The sequence below is a fragment of the uncultured Paraglaciecola sp. genome, from assembly GCF_913058035.1.
Taxonomy (GTDB): Bacteria; Pseudomonadota; Gammaproteobacteria; order Enterobacterales; family Alteromonadaceae; genus Paraglaciecola.
Window position 1 is genome coordinate 1 of the sequence record NZ_CAJXPA010000101.1, and the last position, 16,825, is coordinate 16,825.

At 37.2% G+C, this 16,825-nt stretch carries 15 protein-coding genes; 4 read left to right on the plus strand and 11 right to left on the minus strand.

Annotation, left to right across the window (positions count from 1 at the left end; all coding sequences use genetic code 11):
- Nucleotides 1-167: 167 nt before the first annotated feature.
- Nucleotides 168-1,784 carry a choline dehydrogenase gene (locus QZ562_RS13460; RefSeq protein ID WP_293760953.1) on the minus strand — a complete coding sequence of 539 codons (1,617 nt, stop codon included), beginning with the start codon at nucleotides 1,782-1,784 and terminating at the stop codon, nucleotides 168-170.
- Between the two features lie 352 nt (nucleotides 1,785-2,136).
- Here QZ562_RS13460 and QZ562_RS13465 point away from each other — a divergent pair, with 352 nt between their 5' ends.
- A complete protein-coding gene (locus tag QZ562_RS13465; protein WP_293760956.1) occupies nucleotides 2,137-2,763 on the plus strand; it encodes a hypothetical protein in 627 nt (208 codons plus the stop codon).
- Nucleotides 2,764-3,468: 705 nt separating this feature from the next.
- On the opposite strand, the gene QZ562_RS13470 is transcribed toward QZ562_RS13465, so the two are convergent.
- Nucleotides 3,469-4,917 carry a wax ester/triacylglycerol synthase domain-containing protein gene (locus QZ562_RS13470; RefSeq protein ID WP_293760958.1) on the minus strand — a complete coding sequence of 483 codons (1,449 nt, stop codon included), beginning with the start codon at nucleotides 4,915-4,917 and terminating at the stop codon, nucleotides 3,469-3,471.
- Nucleotides 4,918-4,956: 39 nt separating this feature from the next.
- Nucleotides 4,957-5,610, minus strand: a complete 654-nt coding sequence (locus QZ562_RS13475) for a TetR/AcrR family transcriptional regulator (RefSeq protein ID WP_293760960.1) — start codon at nucleotides 5,608-5,610, stop codon at nucleotides 4,957-4,959.
- 145 nt (nucleotides 5,611-5,755) lie between these two features.
- Here QZ562_RS13475 and QZ562_RS13480 point away from each other — a divergent pair, with 145 nt between their 5' ends.
- Nucleotides 5,756-6,523, plus strand: coding sequence for a ParA family protein (locus QZ562_RS13480; RefSeq protein ID WP_293760963.1), 768 nt, complete (start codon nucleotides 5,756-5,758; stop codon nucleotides 6,521-6,523).
- Between the two features lie 40 nt (nucleotides 6,524-6,563).
- On the opposite strand, the gene QZ562_RS13485 is transcribed toward QZ562_RS13480, so the two are convergent.
- Together QZ562_RS13485 and QZ562_RS13490 are read right to left on the minus strand one after the other, a co-directional pair.
- Entirely contained in the window at nucleotides 6,564-7,103 is a 540-nt protein-coding gene (locus QZ562_RS13485) for a CIA30 family protein (protein ID WP_293760966.1), read from the minus strand.
- A gap of 67 nt (nucleotides 7,104-7,170) precedes the next feature.
- Nucleotides 7,171-8,388: a DUF445 family protein gene (locus QZ562_RS13490; RefSeq protein ID WP_293760968.1), complete on the minus strand. Its 1,218-nt coding sequence runs from the start codon at nucleotides 8,386-8,388 to the stop codon at nucleotides 7,171-7,173.
- Between the two features lie 271 nt (nucleotides 8,389-8,659).
- Here QZ562_RS13490 and QZ562_RS13495 point away from each other — a divergent pair, with 271 nt between their 5' ends.
- The gene (locus QZ562_RS13495; RefSeq protein WP_293760971.1) at nucleotides 8,660-10,132 is read left to right on the plus strand and encodes a DUF3336 domain-containing protein; all 1,473 of its coding nucleotides are present in this window, start codon (nucleotides 8,660-8,662) and stop codon (nucleotides 10,130-10,132) included.
- Between the two features lie 259 nt (nucleotides 10,133-10,391).
- Here the strand turns inward: QZ562_RS13495 and ilvD are convergent, their stop codons facing one another.
- The 5 genes from ilvD to QZ562_RS13520 form a co-directional block, all read right to left on the minus strand.
- A complete protein-coding gene (gene ilvD / locus QZ562_RS13500; RefSeq protein ID WP_293760983.1) occupies nucleotides 10,392-12,068 on the minus strand; it encodes a dihydroxy-acid dehydratase in 1,677 nt (558 codons plus the stop codon).
- 299 nt (nucleotides 12,069-12,367) lie between these two features.
- Nucleotides 12,368-12,940 carry a YceI family protein gene (locus QZ562_RS13505; RefSeq protein WP_293760974.1) on the minus strand — a complete coding sequence of 191 codons (573 nt, stop codon included), beginning with the start codon at nucleotides 12,938-12,940 and terminating at the stop codon, nucleotides 12,368-12,370.
- Nucleotides 12,937-13,485, minus strand: coding sequence for a cytochrome b (locus QZ562_RS13510; protein ID WP_293760976.1), 549 nt, complete (start codon nucleotides 13,483-13,485; stop codon nucleotides 12,937-12,939). Before QZ562_RS13510 ends, QZ562_RS13505 begins: the two co-directional genes overlap by 4 nt.
- Nucleotides 13,486-13,516: 31 nt before the next feature.
- A complete protein-coding gene (locus QZ562_RS13515) occupies nucleotides 13,517-14,149 on the minus strand; it encodes a YceI family protein (protein WP_293760978.1) in 633 nt (210 codons plus the stop codon).
- Between the two features lie 418 nt (nucleotides 14,150-14,567).
- The gene (locus tag QZ562_RS13520) at nucleotides 14,568-14,999 is read right to left on the minus strand and encodes a SirB2 family protein (protein WP_363315360.1); all 432 of its coding nucleotides are present in this window, start codon (nucleotides 14,997-14,999) and stop codon (nucleotides 14,568-14,570) included.
- 643 nt (nucleotides 15,000-15,642) lie between these two features.
- Between QZ562_RS13520 and QZ562_RS21295 the strand changes: the two genes are divergently transcribed.
- Nucleotides 15,643-16,002, plus strand: a complete 360-nt coding sequence (locus QZ562_RS21295) for a pentapeptide repeat-containing protein (protein WP_363315361.1) — start codon at nucleotides 15,643-15,645, stop codon at nucleotides 16,000-16,002.
- A gap of 427 nt (nucleotides 16,003-16,429) precedes the next feature.
- Here QZ562_RS21295 and QZ562_RS13530 read toward each other — a convergent pair whose 3' ends face one another.
- Nucleotides 16,430-16,783, minus strand: coding sequence for a phasin family protein (locus tag QZ562_RS13530; RefSeq protein WP_293760989.1), 354 nt, complete (start codon nucleotides 16,781-16,783; stop codon nucleotides 16,430-16,432).
- Between the last annotated feature and the right edge of the window lie 42 nt (nucleotides 16,784-16,825).

Sequence of the window (16,825 nt, forward strand, 5' to 3'; positions counted from 1 at the left end):
GCACATCCCGTCATAAATAATAATAAAAATGACAACGTTATAAGTCGAAGAATCCAATTCATCTCATTCATCTCATTCATCCATTACGCTAAACTGCTGTTTAAAAATCTAACGCAAGCTAATCATATAAACAATAAATTTGTTTATATGATTAAGATTTTCTGATTTTATTTATGTTCTTGCTTAATCAAATCGGCGCAGCGCTCTGCAATCATGATCGTGGGAGCATTGGTATTTCCACCAACAAGTGATGGCATAACTGAAGCATCCACCACTCTTAAACCTTTTATATCTTTGACTTTAAGCTGTGAGTCTACAACTGTCATAACGTCGCTGATATCACCCATTTTACAGGTGCCAATTGGGTGATAAATAGTTTCAGAATTTTTTCGGATAAATGCTAATATTTCTTCATCAGTTTGTGCATCAGGTCCTGGGCCAACTTCCCATGACTCATATTTATCAAATGAAGCAGCTGCTAGAATTTTCCTTGCACGTCGTACCCCGTCAATCATTACTTTTTGATCGTCAAGATGCTCGAGATAATGTGGGTCAATCACTGCAGGTGTGTTTGGTTTGTTAGAACGTAATCTTATTTCACCACGGCTTTTTGGATACAAACCACATACATGCACTCCAAAACCATAACCAAAGGCAGTAGTTCGTCCGTGATCAAGCAAAATTGCAGGTAAAAAATGATATTGAATATCAGGGATATCTGCTGCATATTGTGTTTTGTCAAAGCCGCCCGCCTCGGCAACATTGCTGGTAAAAATGCCTTGTCGATTAAATAAATAGTTAAATGTATTTTTGATATAACGGGGAATAAGAGCCAGAGAAATCGAATAACTATCACGGTTTTTACAGTGATGTTGCACTATTATGTCGAGATGGTCTTGTAAGTTTTGTCCAACACCAGGTAAATCTACTTTTACTTTAATCCCATTTTCAGCTAGGTGCTCTTTTGGCCCAACACCTGACAACATTAATATTTGTGGAGAGTTGATCGCACCTGCGGATAACAACACTTCTTTATTGGCAGTTAGCTCAATAGATTGCCCATCAAGTTGCAGTTTAACTCCTGTAGCCACACCATCTATAATTTGAATCTTTTCAACCAAAGCTTTTGTTAATAAAGTTAAGTTAGAGCGTGTTAAAGCAGGTGTTAAATAGCCTTTGGCCGTTGAACAACGTTGCCCATTTTCCTGAGTAACCTGATAAAAGCCCAAGCCTTCTCGATCAGGACCATTAAAGTCGGTAACTTTAGACAGCCCAATTTGTTCAGCCGCGTCAACAAAGGTACTAGAAAGCGGGTTTGTATGCCTTAGATCACTTACACTCAGATAACCGTCCGCGCCATGCATTTCACTTTCGCCATGCTGTTGTTTTTCTGACTTTTTAAAATAAGGTAAAACTGTTTGCCAGTCCCAACCCTTAGCACCCATATCATTCCAGCGGTCATAATCCTCAGGCACACCACGAATATAACACATAGCATTAAGTGAACTTGAACCGCCTAATACCTTACCTCGTGGCCAAAAAAGCGAACGATCATTCAATTGAGACTGAGGCTCAGTGTCATACTCCCAACCTAAATTTGTCATGCGAGATAGGAAAGCCAAGCCGAATGGAATATGAATAAACGGGCTTGTATCTTTGCCTCCTGCTTCAATTAAACAGACGCTAAACTGATTATTCTCTGTTAAACGCGCCGCTAAAGTGGCGCCGGCTGAACCTGCGCCTATGATGATAAAATCAAATTGTGTTTGAGAAAGCTTTTGCATAAAATACACTACTTTTTTGATATGAAGATATTAGGACGTGTTGCTATCAAATATGCCGTTGAAAAAGTACTTAAATCGGTCATAACATTCATACAACTCATCTGATGTCATACCAGTAATTGTATCAAAAAAGAGTTCTTAGTGTTACTTTCTTGTAAAGCCTGTAGCTGATAGGTAAATAACTTAATACAATAAAATTCAATTAGTTATAAAATGTATCGGTATGTAGCATTATCACAAATATCTATGGAGAAGCATTAGTTTGGGTTCGCAATCTATCAGAGAGTCATTTCGCTTACTCTTAGCTAAATGCCTAATTCGTTTTAAACGACTAAAATATGTGGACTATTCAGTGGACGATATTAGTCAATTAATTCAACCACACTTACCTGTTTCATTGCCTATTTCTGTACCAAGGGGGGAAGGCCGCTTTACGTTATCTAAAGCTAATATAACGATGCCCGTTAACTCAAATTATATTCAAGCCGAAGTTCTAGGTGGCATCGAGGTTACTTATATTGCTAACCCCATTTATCGTGCTCATGTTGTGTTAGTTGTTCAAGCTATTCCTCAATACAATTCCACCACAAAAAAAATACTCTTAACGCACATACGCGTTACCGACATTCACATGTTAAACGATGAGTATTCAATTTTAAAAGATACCTCTAGTCTTATTAATCACTTTGTCCCAAGTCCAGTATTATCTATGGTGACAGGCACCATGAGAACTGCATTCAGCATTATGACAGGCACCACTGCTTCCGAAGCAAGCAGTTATTTGCAAGTATATCTGAGTGGCAGCAAGCAAAAAGTACTGGATTACCACAAACCACAAATAGAAAGTATCATTGTTGGATTGGCTGCTGGCGATGACATGCAATACAGCTTAGATATGAACGACTTTGAAGAAAATCTTTTTATCCAATATGGTCAAAAAGTCATAGTTGAACAAGGTCACTTACGATTCAAGTTTTAAGATGATGTTGATAACACATATTAATATCAGGTACGCGCTGGAATGATAAGTTACTGATAGGATGACTGGATTACCGCTATGAAACGACTAATAGTGGTAAACGGTGTCATGACTTTTTAAAAAGGCAGATTTTTCTGACCATAGCTTCGCGAACCAACTTTTCCAATAATATAAAACCTAAAACAACGTTATGTACAGATTTTTAGATGTGATGTAACTCGGCAAAACTTTACTTTTCTCGGGAAAAAAACATTGAGGTATTAAAATCTTTGCCACTTTGAGTGATGTTTTAGGAAACTATGCACATTCATATTTAGATAAAACATCCATCTATACAGTAATTGCATTGTCAAACCTGCGAATTCCATAGGGACAATAAACTAAGTATTCAATTTCATATTTTTGATTTAAATATTCCGACTGCTGCTCTGAAACCTTGTGTTTTCGTTTCCTATGTTTGTAGTGCTAAGATCACACATCTATATCAATATTTTATTAATTTAACGTTTTACTGATTCAACTCTTTTTATTTTTAGGCACATTTTTAATGCTAATCAAGGCGTGTCGAAAACGGAAAATTTTCTATTTTTACATTAGAAATAACGTTCACCGACAAATCGGTCAAAACGTTACAACTAATCTGATTATGCTTATCGAACACTGATAATTATTATGTGACCTTTGGTGTTGTTTCTTCTAATTTACTCAACTAGATAAAACTTTATCATCAACAATAGATACAAATTCTTCATTAATATTTTTGCCAACATCTTCAATATTCAGATTAGGGTCATCGACACATTTCTCCAACATATCAAAAGCTTCAAGACAATAAATTGCCAATGGTTCTAAACTATCAATATTATTATTACAGCAAACAAGTCCAATGTTAGCCTGACCATTATAAGTCACCATTGTAATATTCACACCGCCACCAGGGGTTATGGTAGAAATAGGATAAGTGGCAAGTAGTTGACTATCTTTAAAGTACATTATGTCTGTGGGTCCTGGCATATTTGATACTAAGATATTAGCAATGGGTTTGACCCAGCTAGATAACCCTAACATTTCAAACATAATAGCGTAGGTTTGTATTAATAAGGTGTAATAGCTAAATGACGCAGGGTGAGAAGACTTCGCAGCTTTTTTAACTTTTCGATGGTTTTCAATGATCTCTCTGAGTCTAAGATAAGGATCAGTGTGCCCATGGGCCAACTCTACTGGTACTATCGCAATTTTATTGCCGTAGGTTGTCTCACCAGGCCTGCGCAAATTAATGGGCATGTTGGTATATAAAGCTTTTTCAAAGGTCTGCCCATAGTCTGTCAGTTGTCTATGCACAGCGATATCAAACACACATAACATAACTTCATTAGCTGAAGCCCTTAAGCGTTTACTTAGAGTTTTAACCCGCTTAAAATCGATATCTAAGGTAGCTACTGCACGGCCTTTTTTTACCTGTCCAGTGAGCACCGTTTTAGTGCCTGTGAAAGGCAAAGGCATGTAGTCTTTATTTATCCTAAGTAGTTTTAACAAAAGTCTAAACCAGATCCAAATTAAATCTTTAACAGCTATTAAAAAGCCCCACAGGCCGCCGAACATTGCCTTAAACCAATGTGTTTTATGCTGTTTTTTTTGCGTTCTATCCATTGCCCAAACGGGTATAAACCCTTCATCAACCGGACTTTGGCTATAGCCAGCCTGAAACCAACGGATCAAGGTACTACCGTCACCGCACATATGATGGATTTTAATATATAAAGCAAATTGTTGGGTGTTATTGTCTTTAATTAAATGGAATTGCCAAAGTGGTTTATCTCTATCTAGCCAAGTTTCATGCAAGCTGGCAACAAATATATTCAAAGCAGGCTTATTATTCAAATCATCAACAACATGCATTTGAACATGATACTTCATATCTAATTGAGCAACAGGTACAAACTTAATTGGATACCCCAACACACTACTTACTCGACAGTTGAAGGGAGCCGTCGCTTGCTCAAAAGCGCGTAATTCTACCAGTAACTTATCAACATAATCACTTTCAGCGGCATCTGGCATTTTTAGTAGCTGCAAAGTTGCAACATGTTTAGGGTTATCTTCAGACTCAGTGATCCAAAAAGTCTTATCAAGAAATTTTAGTTTTTTACTCAAAACGTTATCCTTTTAAACTGAGATACAACATATCTTAGCTTATTGTTCTTCGTTGGAAAATTCACGATTCACTATCGCTTCTTGCAGACGATGTAACTCATCCAAATCAATATTAATGTGTGGCAACAGAGCAAATAATATGGCGGATAAACTTTTATATAAATATTCATCGTCATTAATATTGTAGCCTTTCAAAGCATAGTAATTTGCAGCTTGGCTGAATACTAAGCCAATTATTTCGACCATTTGATGGCACTGCCCCGCAGAAGCAGTCATACTATTTTGGGTCACAAACTGCGCTAAAAGCTCAGTGACACAACGTTCTTGTGCAGCCATCAACTTGACAAATCCCTTAGCTACACGAGGGTACTTATCGGTTAAATCGGTAGGGTTGCGGTATAAGAATCGAAATAAATGGTTTTTATCAATAATTAGATAAAGATAATAAAAAAAGTCTTCAATACTCAGGGATGCATCATCTAGGTTATTTGGAGCATCAAGAATAGCGCGCAATTGTTCTTGGTAAAGCTCAAATAATTCCGAAACTATGACTTCTTTACCTTTAAAGTGGTAATACAAATTGCCAGGACTGATGTCTAGTTCCATTGCAATCTCAACACTGCTAACGTTGTTTTCGCCTTGTTGATTAAAGATATCAAGGGCAGTTATCAAAATACGTTGAGCTGTTTTCATTTTATTATTACCAAAAAGGTGATGGGTTATGTCAATCTTATGGATAGATTGACATACTGTTTATCCGTAGTGCAAGTATTTGAAAATAAAGCTTTTGCTTCTTTAATAAAAAAAACATGGCTAAAGTATTAACCAGGGGTAGAAAATGATCAGAGTATTGTTCAACAAAAAAGGGGGCGTCGGTAAATCAAGCTTAGCAGTAAATCTTGCGGCTATTTCTGCGAGCCAAGGTTATCGAACTTTACTCATTGACCTTGATACTCAATGTAATAGCACGTCTTACCTAAATGTCACTGACTTACCTAAGGACAGCAGCATAGCGGATTTATTTGAACAAACTATTACCTTTCATCTACAACGTCGTCCTGCCAGCGACTTTTGCTGTACAACGCAAGTTAAAAACCTCGATATTATTGCTGGCTCAGAACGTTTAACTGAGTTGGAAAGTGAGTTAGACAGTAGGCATAAAATTTATAAACTGCGTGAAGCCTTAGATTCATTGAAAGATACTTACCAACATATATTTATCGATACAGCCCCAGCACTAAATTTTTATAGCATGTCAGCACTCATTGCAGCACAACGATGTTTAATACCCATTGATTGCGACGATTTTGCTCGACAAGGGTTGTATAGCCTGCAACGAAAAATTGCAGAAATAAAAGAAGATCACAATGAGAGTTTAGAAATAGAAGGTATTATTGCAAATCAATATATGACAAACGCAAATTTACCCAAACAAATCGTTAATGAACTCATTGCTGAAGGTTTTCCGGTATTATCACAATACATTGGACAGTCTGTTAAAATGCGCGAATCACATCAAGCCAAAAAGCCACTCATCTTACTTGCCCCTAAACATAAACTGACACTCTCTCTTGTAGGGATTTTTAATCTATTAGAAAAAAATTAGTTAATATTCTAAGCTTTTAATATTGTGATGCTGAACGAGTTTATTGACTGATATTTTTTATGGCTAATTGAAATGAACCAGCCTGTTTGTCAGCAAGCATAAAGCCAATTTGTTTGACGTCAGAAAATAACAGGGCCGGGGCATCTTTGACAACGCGCCCACGAAATTGAGCAACGAAATGGTGTTCCGAAAAAGCCAAGGTCTGCCATTGTTTAGGGCTGCTAGAGAATGAAGCAACATAAGCCATGCCATCAAATCCTTGGTTGGTTCTCAGACGTAGTTGATAACTTCGCCCATCACCCTTGATCTCTAAAGAAATTGGTAACTTGCTACTTTTTAACGAAACGGGCCCAATCCGCCTTATTGAGGCGAACCCCCCGTTGTTCTCTAAAGAAAGTTCTCCTTCAAAATAAGCAACTTTATCAACCACCCGTAAATTAGACTCAGATAACCCTCCCATTACGCTATCGTTAATCCGATACCAATAGGTCATTTCCTCGGCAATGGAAAAATCAATCTTCCATTGAGCTGATACACTTGCACATTTCATAATAAATAAAACAAATACTATAATTCTCATGTCACTAATACGTCAAAAAACAAAAATTCGATTAATCCAGTACGAATATAAGGATAATCATGGCGCACTACATAAACACTAGATATAACTGCATAAACCCAGCTCCCATACCCAATAAGGCACCTGTTACGATCAGTTTCCATTCATCAGCCTCATAAGCGGGACGAAGAACGCCTTCAAATTCTTCAGGTGACAAAGCTTCCATACGTTGACACAAATCATCAGCGATTCTTAGTGCTTTGTTAGTATATTCGTAAGCATAAGCTAGATATTTTTCTGAGTCTTTAAAAATACGCTGCGTAGCTAATTCTTTCATTTTATAATAAGAATCTGAACCAACCCCTAGGGCAAAATAAGGTTGAGCAATCGCAACATAACGTTCAATTGCATCATTCACATGTAATTCAATCAATTCCAAAAGCTGTCCAGAACCAGAGCCATGCACCGCAATTTCCATAATATTTTTTGAAGTCATCAATTTAGACTCAATAATATCTGAGTACACACGTGACACCTCTTTTTGACGCTTTAAAAACATACCTTGAATAGTAAAACCCATAAACTTAATTGGATGTTTGGGTTCAAAAATTATTTTTAACGCAATCCAATTCGTAGCATAACCTACTATTAAACCACCTACGGGCAATACCCACCAAGTAGGATAAAACGACCAAACAAGCATAGTGGGTATGCCAAATAAAAAACCAAAATAAAAGCCTGATTTTTCTATAAAAGGAAATTCTTTCTCACCAGATTTTAAGAAAATTTCATTAATAAGTTCGGGGGCGTTAACCAACTGACCTACAACTAACTCTTTTATATCAATGATTTCTTCAATGTTGTATTTGAAGTCATTTACCATTTTAGTCACAACATTAGGGATATCAGCTTCTACTCTGGCATAAACAAGGTTCTTACCATGCACTGGCAAAGATGCCCACAATTGAGGTGAAGATTGCTTCATCACATCATTAATAATAGTCCGAATAGTCTGCTTAAGACGTCTTTCAATTGCTTTAGTTAATTCAATAGGATCGATACGGTCGGCCAATTCTTTCACACTGAGCAATTTTCCCAGTACTAGCTCAACTTCAATCTCAGCCATTTCTCGACGCTTAGCAGGTATTAAACCTTGCCAACCTAAAAAAGGTTTGAGACCTATAAATTCAATGGGATAAAACATCATTTTGACGGCTAAAAAATTAGTAGACCATCCCACCATCGCACTAATGATAGGAATGGATAACAGAGGAATATTAGTAATGAGTTGATCTATTAATTGCATAAAAAACAGCTGCGCCTAGTCAATATATTATTATTTGGTATGTATGGGTGTCCATTCTAACTCATAATAACCTAACTATTTGAATTAGAATGGTCAAACTAAAAATACCATAGCTTGAAAATTATCCATACAAAACTCTATTCAAATACAACTAGTTATCCGGTATTTTCACTATTCGATGGCAGTTGAAGCTAACTATCTTAAATTTTGGGTAGCATTTTCTAATTATTTACTGTTATATCTGGTCAGACTAGTAAATTGAGAAACTTGCATGGCAAATAAAAAACTTTCTGAATTACAAGACATCATGACTCGTGCCGTCTCTTATGAAGAATATCAAGAGACCGCAAAAGCTTATGACGAATTGTCTGGCGCCCATGAATGGAAAGCCAAAGGCCCAAGTAAGGAATACGACTACCGACTCATTCGTAAACGTGTACAACGGATGAAACAAGCCAGAGTAAGTGGTGATGCTGCAGGTTTAATGTATATTTTACACGAAGGATTACATGGCAACTTAGGTAATATTGCTTCGTCTGCACTGAATCAGCACGCTAAACTTGGTACTAAAAGCCTGATTGAAGAATTTATTCAAGAAGTGTGTGGGGCTTTGGATTTTATTTATCAAGCAGATGAAAATGAAATTGACTTCTACGAGAAGCTATCATTTTTTGAAGAAACAGCACAAGCATTTGGTAGTAGTTGTTTAATGTTAAGCGGTGGTGCTGGTCTTGGATTTTTTCATTGTGGCGTAATTAAGTCATTAGTTGAACATGATTTGCTACCTAAAGTAATCTCAGGTGCCAGCGCAGGAGCAATTATCGCTGCGCTTGTTGGCACGCGCACCGATGAAGAACTATTAGAGGTTATGCAACCGGAGAACATACAACAAAAATTTAAAAAATGGCGACTATGGCAGGGTTTTGGCAAGGACAGCCTGCTCGATAGTAGCAACCTTGAAAATGCCTTAATTGAGTTATTTGATTTAACTACTTTTGAAGAAGCATTCAAAAAGACCGGTCGTCATATGACAATCACAGTATCCCCAGCTGATTTGCATCAACATTCACGCTTACTCAATGCCAAAACGTCACCTAACGCTATTATTACTCAAGCAGTGCGAGCATCTACGGCTATCCCAATATTATTTAAGCCCGTTCAACTAAAAGCTAAAAACAGAGCAGGCGATATAGCACCATATATCCCTAATCGACGTTTTGCAGACGGCTCTATTATGGCCGACTTACCCTTTGAGCGTTTAGCGCGTTTATACGGTGTAAATCATAGCATTGTTAGTCAAACTAACCTGATAGCGGTTCCCTTCTTAGCCCGTGATAAAAGAGACACTACCGGTTTAGTAGGGTTAACATGGCGCTATGCTGCAAAAATAGCCAAAGTAAACAGCATTTATGCCTTCGATATACTTGAAAACCTTATTAGCCATCGTGCTGCTAGATTAGCAATACACAAAGTGCGTTCTGTTATTGACCAGCAGTACGTAGGTGATATCAACATCTTGCCTAGCGCAACGTTTGCTAACCTTAAACATATCGCTTCAAATCCTAGCTTAAAAAGCATCCAAGAACTTATTCACAATGGCGAACGTGCCACCTGGCCTCAGCTTGATTTAATTAAACGAAATACCCTGATAAGCAAAACACTTAGACGTTATTTAAACCAATTAAAACAAAGAGAAGCAAGATTACTCACTGAACACGATGGATTACGCGTAATCAACAGCTAATCACAATGACAATGGCTTATCCTGCTCTATTTAAGTCAATCAATTTAGGTTAATCGTCAGTTTGACAGAAACGGATTAATGAGATGGCCTTTAAAATTGGCTGTTATGCTATCGATGTTCAAAATATCTACATCACAACCATAAAGTCAATTCGATGTACGAGTGAGATAAATAAGGTTATTTTTTTACTTATTTATCTCACTCGTACATCGCAATTAATTCATTATTTATTATGATTGTTACAACTTGTTGAGGTTGATTAAGGTTTGTCTGTCACCGCTCCGGTAGAAGCAGAGCTGACTGTTCTAGCGTATTTTGCTAGCAGCCCTCTGGTATATTTTGGTGCGGGTTGCTTCCAGCTTTGCCTTCTACTGGTCATTTCTTCATCACTAATATTCAAAGTCATCTGGCGACTTTGTGCATCAATTGTAATGCTGTCACCATTTTCTACCAACGCTATTGCGCCACCTTCGTAAGCTTCAGGTGTGATATGACCGACCACAAAACCTCTGCTGCCTCCTGAAAAACGACCATCAGTGATAAGTGCCACATCGTTACCCAAACCTTTACCCATAATAGCGGAAGTAGGGCTTAACATCTCACGCATACCTGGTCCGCCTCTTGGACCTTCGTAACGAATCACAATTACATCACCAGCCACTACTTGACCATCAATAATGGCAGCAAAACCTTGCTCTTCAGAGTCATACACTTTAGCTGTGCCGGTAAAGCGTAATCCTTCTTTTCCAGTAATTTTGGAAACCGCACCTTCAGGGGCTAAATTACCATTCAAAATAACCAAATGGCTATCTTTTTTGATTGGCTTATCAAAAGGTAAAATAATGTTCTGACCTTTTGGATAATCGTCTACATCCGCTAAGTTTTCAGCCATGGTTTTACCTGTGACTGTCATACATTCACCGTGTAACATACCTGCATCTAACAACCGCTTCATCAATGGTTGAATGCCACCAATTTCAATTAATTCAGACATCAAGTATTGACCACTTGGACGTAAATCAGCAATCACCGGGGTTTTTTCGCCAATGCGTACAAAATCATCAAGTGTCACTTCCACACCGATAGCATCAGCCATAGCGATCAAATGAAGCACTGCGTTAGTAGAACCACCAAGGGTAATAATCAGCGTGATCGCATTCTCAAATGCTTTTTTGGTCATAATATCGGAAGGCTTTATGTCATGTTCGAGTAAGTAAACAATGGCTTTACCTGCATCAATACAGTCTTGCTTTTTATTATCTGAAATCGCATTTTGAGCAGAACTATTCGGCATGCTCATACCTAAAGCCTCAATGGCCGAAGCTAGGGTATTGGCAGTATACATACCGCCGCAAGAGCCCGGACCAGGGATTGCCGTTTTTTCAATATGTTCCAGTTGTGTAATTGGAATATCGCCAGCAGCGTAACTTCCCACTGCTTCGAATACCGACACAATATCAGTGTGATTTTCGCCAGGTAAAATAGTGCCTCCGTATACAAAAATCGATGGCCTATTTAAGCGGGCTAATCCCATCAAACAGCCTGGCATGTTTTTGTCACAGCCACCAATAGCGATAATACCATCATGTCCCATGCCAGCTGATACTGCTTCGATAGAATCACAAATAACTTCTCTTGATACTAAAGAATATTTCATACCTTCGGTGCCCATAGAAATACCATCAGATATAGTGATGGTGTTATAAATAATGCTTTTAGCACCTGCGCTATCCACACCTTTACCTACCTCATCTGCCAAAGTGTTAATGTGCATGTTGCACGGCGTCACCATTGACCATGTAGAAGCAATACCGACTTGTGATTTCTTAAAATCCTCGTCGCCAAACCCTACAGCCCTTAACATAGAGCGACTGGGTGCTTGAGCAGCACCATCTACAATTTTTTGTGAATGTTTGCGTGGTTTATCTGTGTTCATATCTTTATCTGCATTTTCAAACTTCGATAAACGCACTATAGAATTGTCTTAACAAATAGACAATCTAAGGTCATGAATGTATTAGTCTTATTTATAAGGTTTTTGAAGAAATGTGGTCAATCAGAACGTAAGGAATTTAAAACCGGTTAAAAAAGTGAGTTTGTTAGACTCACAATTGAAGAAACATAAATTTAGAGTAAACTGAGTAAGCAAATAGACCAAAAAAATTATTATGTAAGTTCTCTTTAATTTGTCATTTAGCAGTCGTTCGTAACACAATGCTTTTAAACATCTATTTGCTACTTATTAATTAACATAGACATAGAAATTGTTCTGTCGACCCATTCCGCATCGGGGTCTGACTCTAAACCAATATGATAATCTAAACGATTGATGCCAAAACTTGCAGTCAAATTTTCTTTATTCTCCATAAGAATGAAACTTACAGCTTTAGTTATGTCCTTGATAGTTAAGTCACCTGATATTTGATAACCACCTTCAGTTGCAATAATGTCAGTACTAACAAATTTACCAAGTGCATGATTTTTGACATCAAACCAATCGAATTCAGGTAGGGTGCTATCATAAATACTATCCCCAGTTTTTGCTGAATTCATGTAAAAGGTGGCGGTAATATTAGGATTACTCTGAGGTGGCAGTATCAATGAGGCCTGCCAACGCTCAAACTTCCCTTCAAAATCCATACCGGCGTGTTGACCCGCAAATGATAAAGTACCGGTTTGGTGGCTGCTTTCAAGTTGTGCATGGGCATTTAAGGTAACCAAACACAGAAACATACTTATCGAAAATGCCATCAGCATTCGCATCAGAAACGTTTTACTGAAACATACCGTGTTAAACATATTTTTCATTTATTGTTCCACCACATCCTGCTAATTAAATTTATATTGTGAGTTTTCTTGTGCCATATAACCGCACTAATATGGCCAACAATCGAAGTAGCAAGGATAGTTGCCGTTATCCAGTGAACGTTGTTAGCTAGGACTTCTATGGTTTTGTTTCTAGCAACACCTGGTATATGCGGCCACTTGATCCAATCAAAAAAAACAAAAGTAGGTAAACCAAAGGGACTAGCCGACACCATTAACCAGCCAGACAATGGCATAGTTACCAACGCAGCATACAAAAACAGGTGTCCTAACTTAGCCTTGAAAACCTGTTGCTGGTTTAAACTATCGGGTAATGCAGGGGCTTTTGTAAGAATTCTTGTTCCTATCCTGAGTATTAATGCCCACAATACCACTACGCCAGAGGCCTTGTGTATTTGGAAAAGCCGGTACTGGTCAGCCTTGCTGATATCCGCGTTGACCATATACAGACCACTGGCAAACATAAATAATAAGGCCAACGCAATGCACCAGTGAAGCACAATACTAAAGCTATTATATCGCTGCATCGAGATTGTCATGTTTTGATTATCTATTTAATTAATCGCCAAAGTGAGCAAATTCACCTTCTATCAAAATCTCTACATTGTCACCGATACTAGGAACATATTGACTCATACCAAAATCAGAACGCTTGATACTAGTTGTCGCAGAAAAACCCATTGTAGGTTTGCCAGTGAATGGCTGTTTTGCCATAGCTCCGTTAAATTCCACATCTAACAACACTTCCTTAGTAACACCTAAGAAGGTTAAATTACCCTGCATCACCGCAGTATTTTCGGTTCTCATATCGATTGATGTTGAAGCGAAATTAATATTAGAGAATGCCTCAGAATTAAACCAACCTTTCTCAGTAGCGAGGATTTTATCAAAATCTTTTTCGGCTGCATTAGGATAAGCAGTTTGTATAGACATAGGATTAATACTGGCTGTAATTTGGCTTTGCTCTATCTTTTTCGGATTAAAATCGATAGCAGCGTCAAAATCTGTAAATCTTGCAACATAATTAGACAAGCCGAGATGAGATACTTTCCAGACAATAGATGCGTGGCTTAAATCTAGTTTATATTCACCTGCTGGCATGTCGTTAAAAGTACTTTTAGCAAACACCTCTGAAACACTGCAGGTTAAACTTAGAATTAAAACAGCGACGCTAATTTTTATAAACTTCATACTAATCATTCCTTTAAAAGTTATGCGGGTATATTTAAATGTATTACGGAAGATTAAAGCAAAAGTTTCAATCTGTAATAAATAATTAATACACAAACTTAACTTAGCAATTATTCGTAGTTATTCGTAATTATGTTTATAGGTATCTGTCAGCCAAATCGACAGCCTTAAAAGTGTAAAATTAAAAACCTTCTGCATTTTTAGCTATTGTGATTTTGAAGCCTCGTGAATTAACTTTAGCCCCGGTCAAAGTCATCTCATTCCAAGGCTGACTTCGGTTTAATCAGGACTAAAGTATTAAAATTAAATCAGCAATTGATCAACGTTAGGTACACTTTGAATACACGTAGTAAGTACTTATATAACAATAACTTAACTCATTCATCGACAAACACTACACGAATACAACTAACATTGTTTAACAGATTAAAGTCAACATCGACTGCCCAAATTCGATATATACATTAGTGTCTTGATTGTTTACTTTTAAGTGATCAGCATAACCAAGTCTCGCACTCATAACGAACCAAAATACTGCACTAATGAAGCTCACAATTCGCCATACCGTAGATTTTGCCCACTTAAGCGCGAACGTGATGGAAAGTATATAAAGTACAAAACCACCTAATTTAGATGATGCCCAACCATTTACGAAGGGATACAAGTTAATAACGGAAACCAAATAAATAAAAGTTAAAATAAACAAAGTATATAAAATGTGGGGTCCAATTTTCAGTATCTTATTGTTGACCTTATCAGACCCTTTGATCGTTAATACAAAGTTAATAATGAAAAAGATAAACGTAAGCGAAATTATGGTCAGGTGGATGTTTTTAACTATCATGTACATGGCGTTGCTCCTTAAAAGTTTTATTATTTATGACTATTGCATAAGCCACGAGTAAATAGTTTGATTATCTGAATTTTATTGTATCAAACCTACAAAGAAGAGCTATTGAAATGTCTCTTTTTGAAGTTTCATAAACTTCAATTTATATTAAGTTTTCTTGATATCAGATTTTTGATGTTTTATTTTAGCCCCCTACAAAAATGGCAATAGCAATAAAGGCAGGCCCCATTAAGTGGTAAAAATCATGTATTAAATCACCACTTTTTTCTTTTTCAGGTGAACTGTTACAGTACTTCATATATTTAACGTTGCGTTTCGTAAATTCTTTTCAAACGCTCCTTATGCGTAAATTTACTTTCAAAACAGAAAATTAATTAAAAATACTGTGATAGCAATCACTGTTAAAAAATAATTCATTCATATACACAGGCTAGACCAAGATAATTTTTACTGTTGTTCATAACAAAAAATACTCTCATGCATTAAAATTAACCATGCATGTAATCTATGAGAGAGTAAATTTGTTGCAATTTAAAAAAGACATGAAAAAGATATAAAAAAGCCGCTTAGTTTAGCGGCTTTTTTAAAAAACATTAAGGTTGAAGGGGTTTAAAACCTTATTTGTTAATCTTTATCGTCTACTTTGGATTTACCTGCGGGGTCTGCATTAGCAGTTTTAGCTGCTTCGAGTTTAACAGCTTCAACTTTAGCCACTGTTGGTTTCGTTGCAACAATTTTATCTACTACTGGTTTCGTTGCTGCAACCTTAGCTACTGCTGGTTTCGTTGCTGCAACCTTAGCTACTGCTGGTTTCGTTGCCGCAACCTTAGCTACTGCTGGTTTCGTTGCTGCAACCTTAGCTACTGCTGGTTTCGTTGCTGCAACCTTAGCTACTGCTGATTTAGTTGCTGCAGCTTTTGCTGGCACTTTAATTTCTTTCGGTACTGCTTTTTTGGTAGAGATTGATGATGCTGTCATTTTTTTCTCAGCCGCCTTTTGCTGAGCCAGTTTAGCAACAACTTCTATTAAGCTGTCAACGCGCTGTGATAACATATCAATCTGTTGGTCGCGGCTTTCGTTGCCGAAACCGAACCTAGCTCTTAATGCTGAAATTTTGCCTTGTAACATTTTTCTGGCCTCTATCTTTGCTTGGACTTGCGTTTCAAAAGACTCACCTTTTTCAAGCAAGTCATTAACTAATCCTGAACCACCAACAAATAATTGGTCAAGCTTATTAGCCGCTATTTCGCGCCCGCGGTCACAAGCACCGATACTAATAAGCAATGTTTTATGTGCCAAAGCTATGGTTTTTTTAGCAGTATTCAAATTTGTCATCCTAATATTTCAGTTCACAACAATATAAATTCAAAGTAAAAAAACCAACGAAGTCAAAACTTATACCTCTGTGCTTGTGTCGGCTATTAAAACGATTACTTTGCAGCTAGTTTTGCAACAGCATCAGTCAGTGCATCAATTTTTGCTGATAATTCTTCAACTTTTTTATCAGCACTTACGCTGTCTAGTCCTAGCTTCTTACGTACTTCTGCTACGCGAGTTTCAACTTTATCTTTTACTTGGTACTTGTCTTTAGCATCAGTTTCAATTTCAGAACCTTTCACAACTAAATCGTCAAACATTTTGCTAGCTTCAACACTAATTTTTTCGTAGCGTCCTTGGGCTTCATCAAAACTTTTACCGTAAGCGCCTAAACCTGCAAGCCAAATTTTACGTGCAAATTCTTCTGCTTCGTTCATTTTACCTTTAATAGAATCTAAGTTTGTCATCGATATTTCCTCGTTTAAAAAATTACATTGTCTGGATTGATG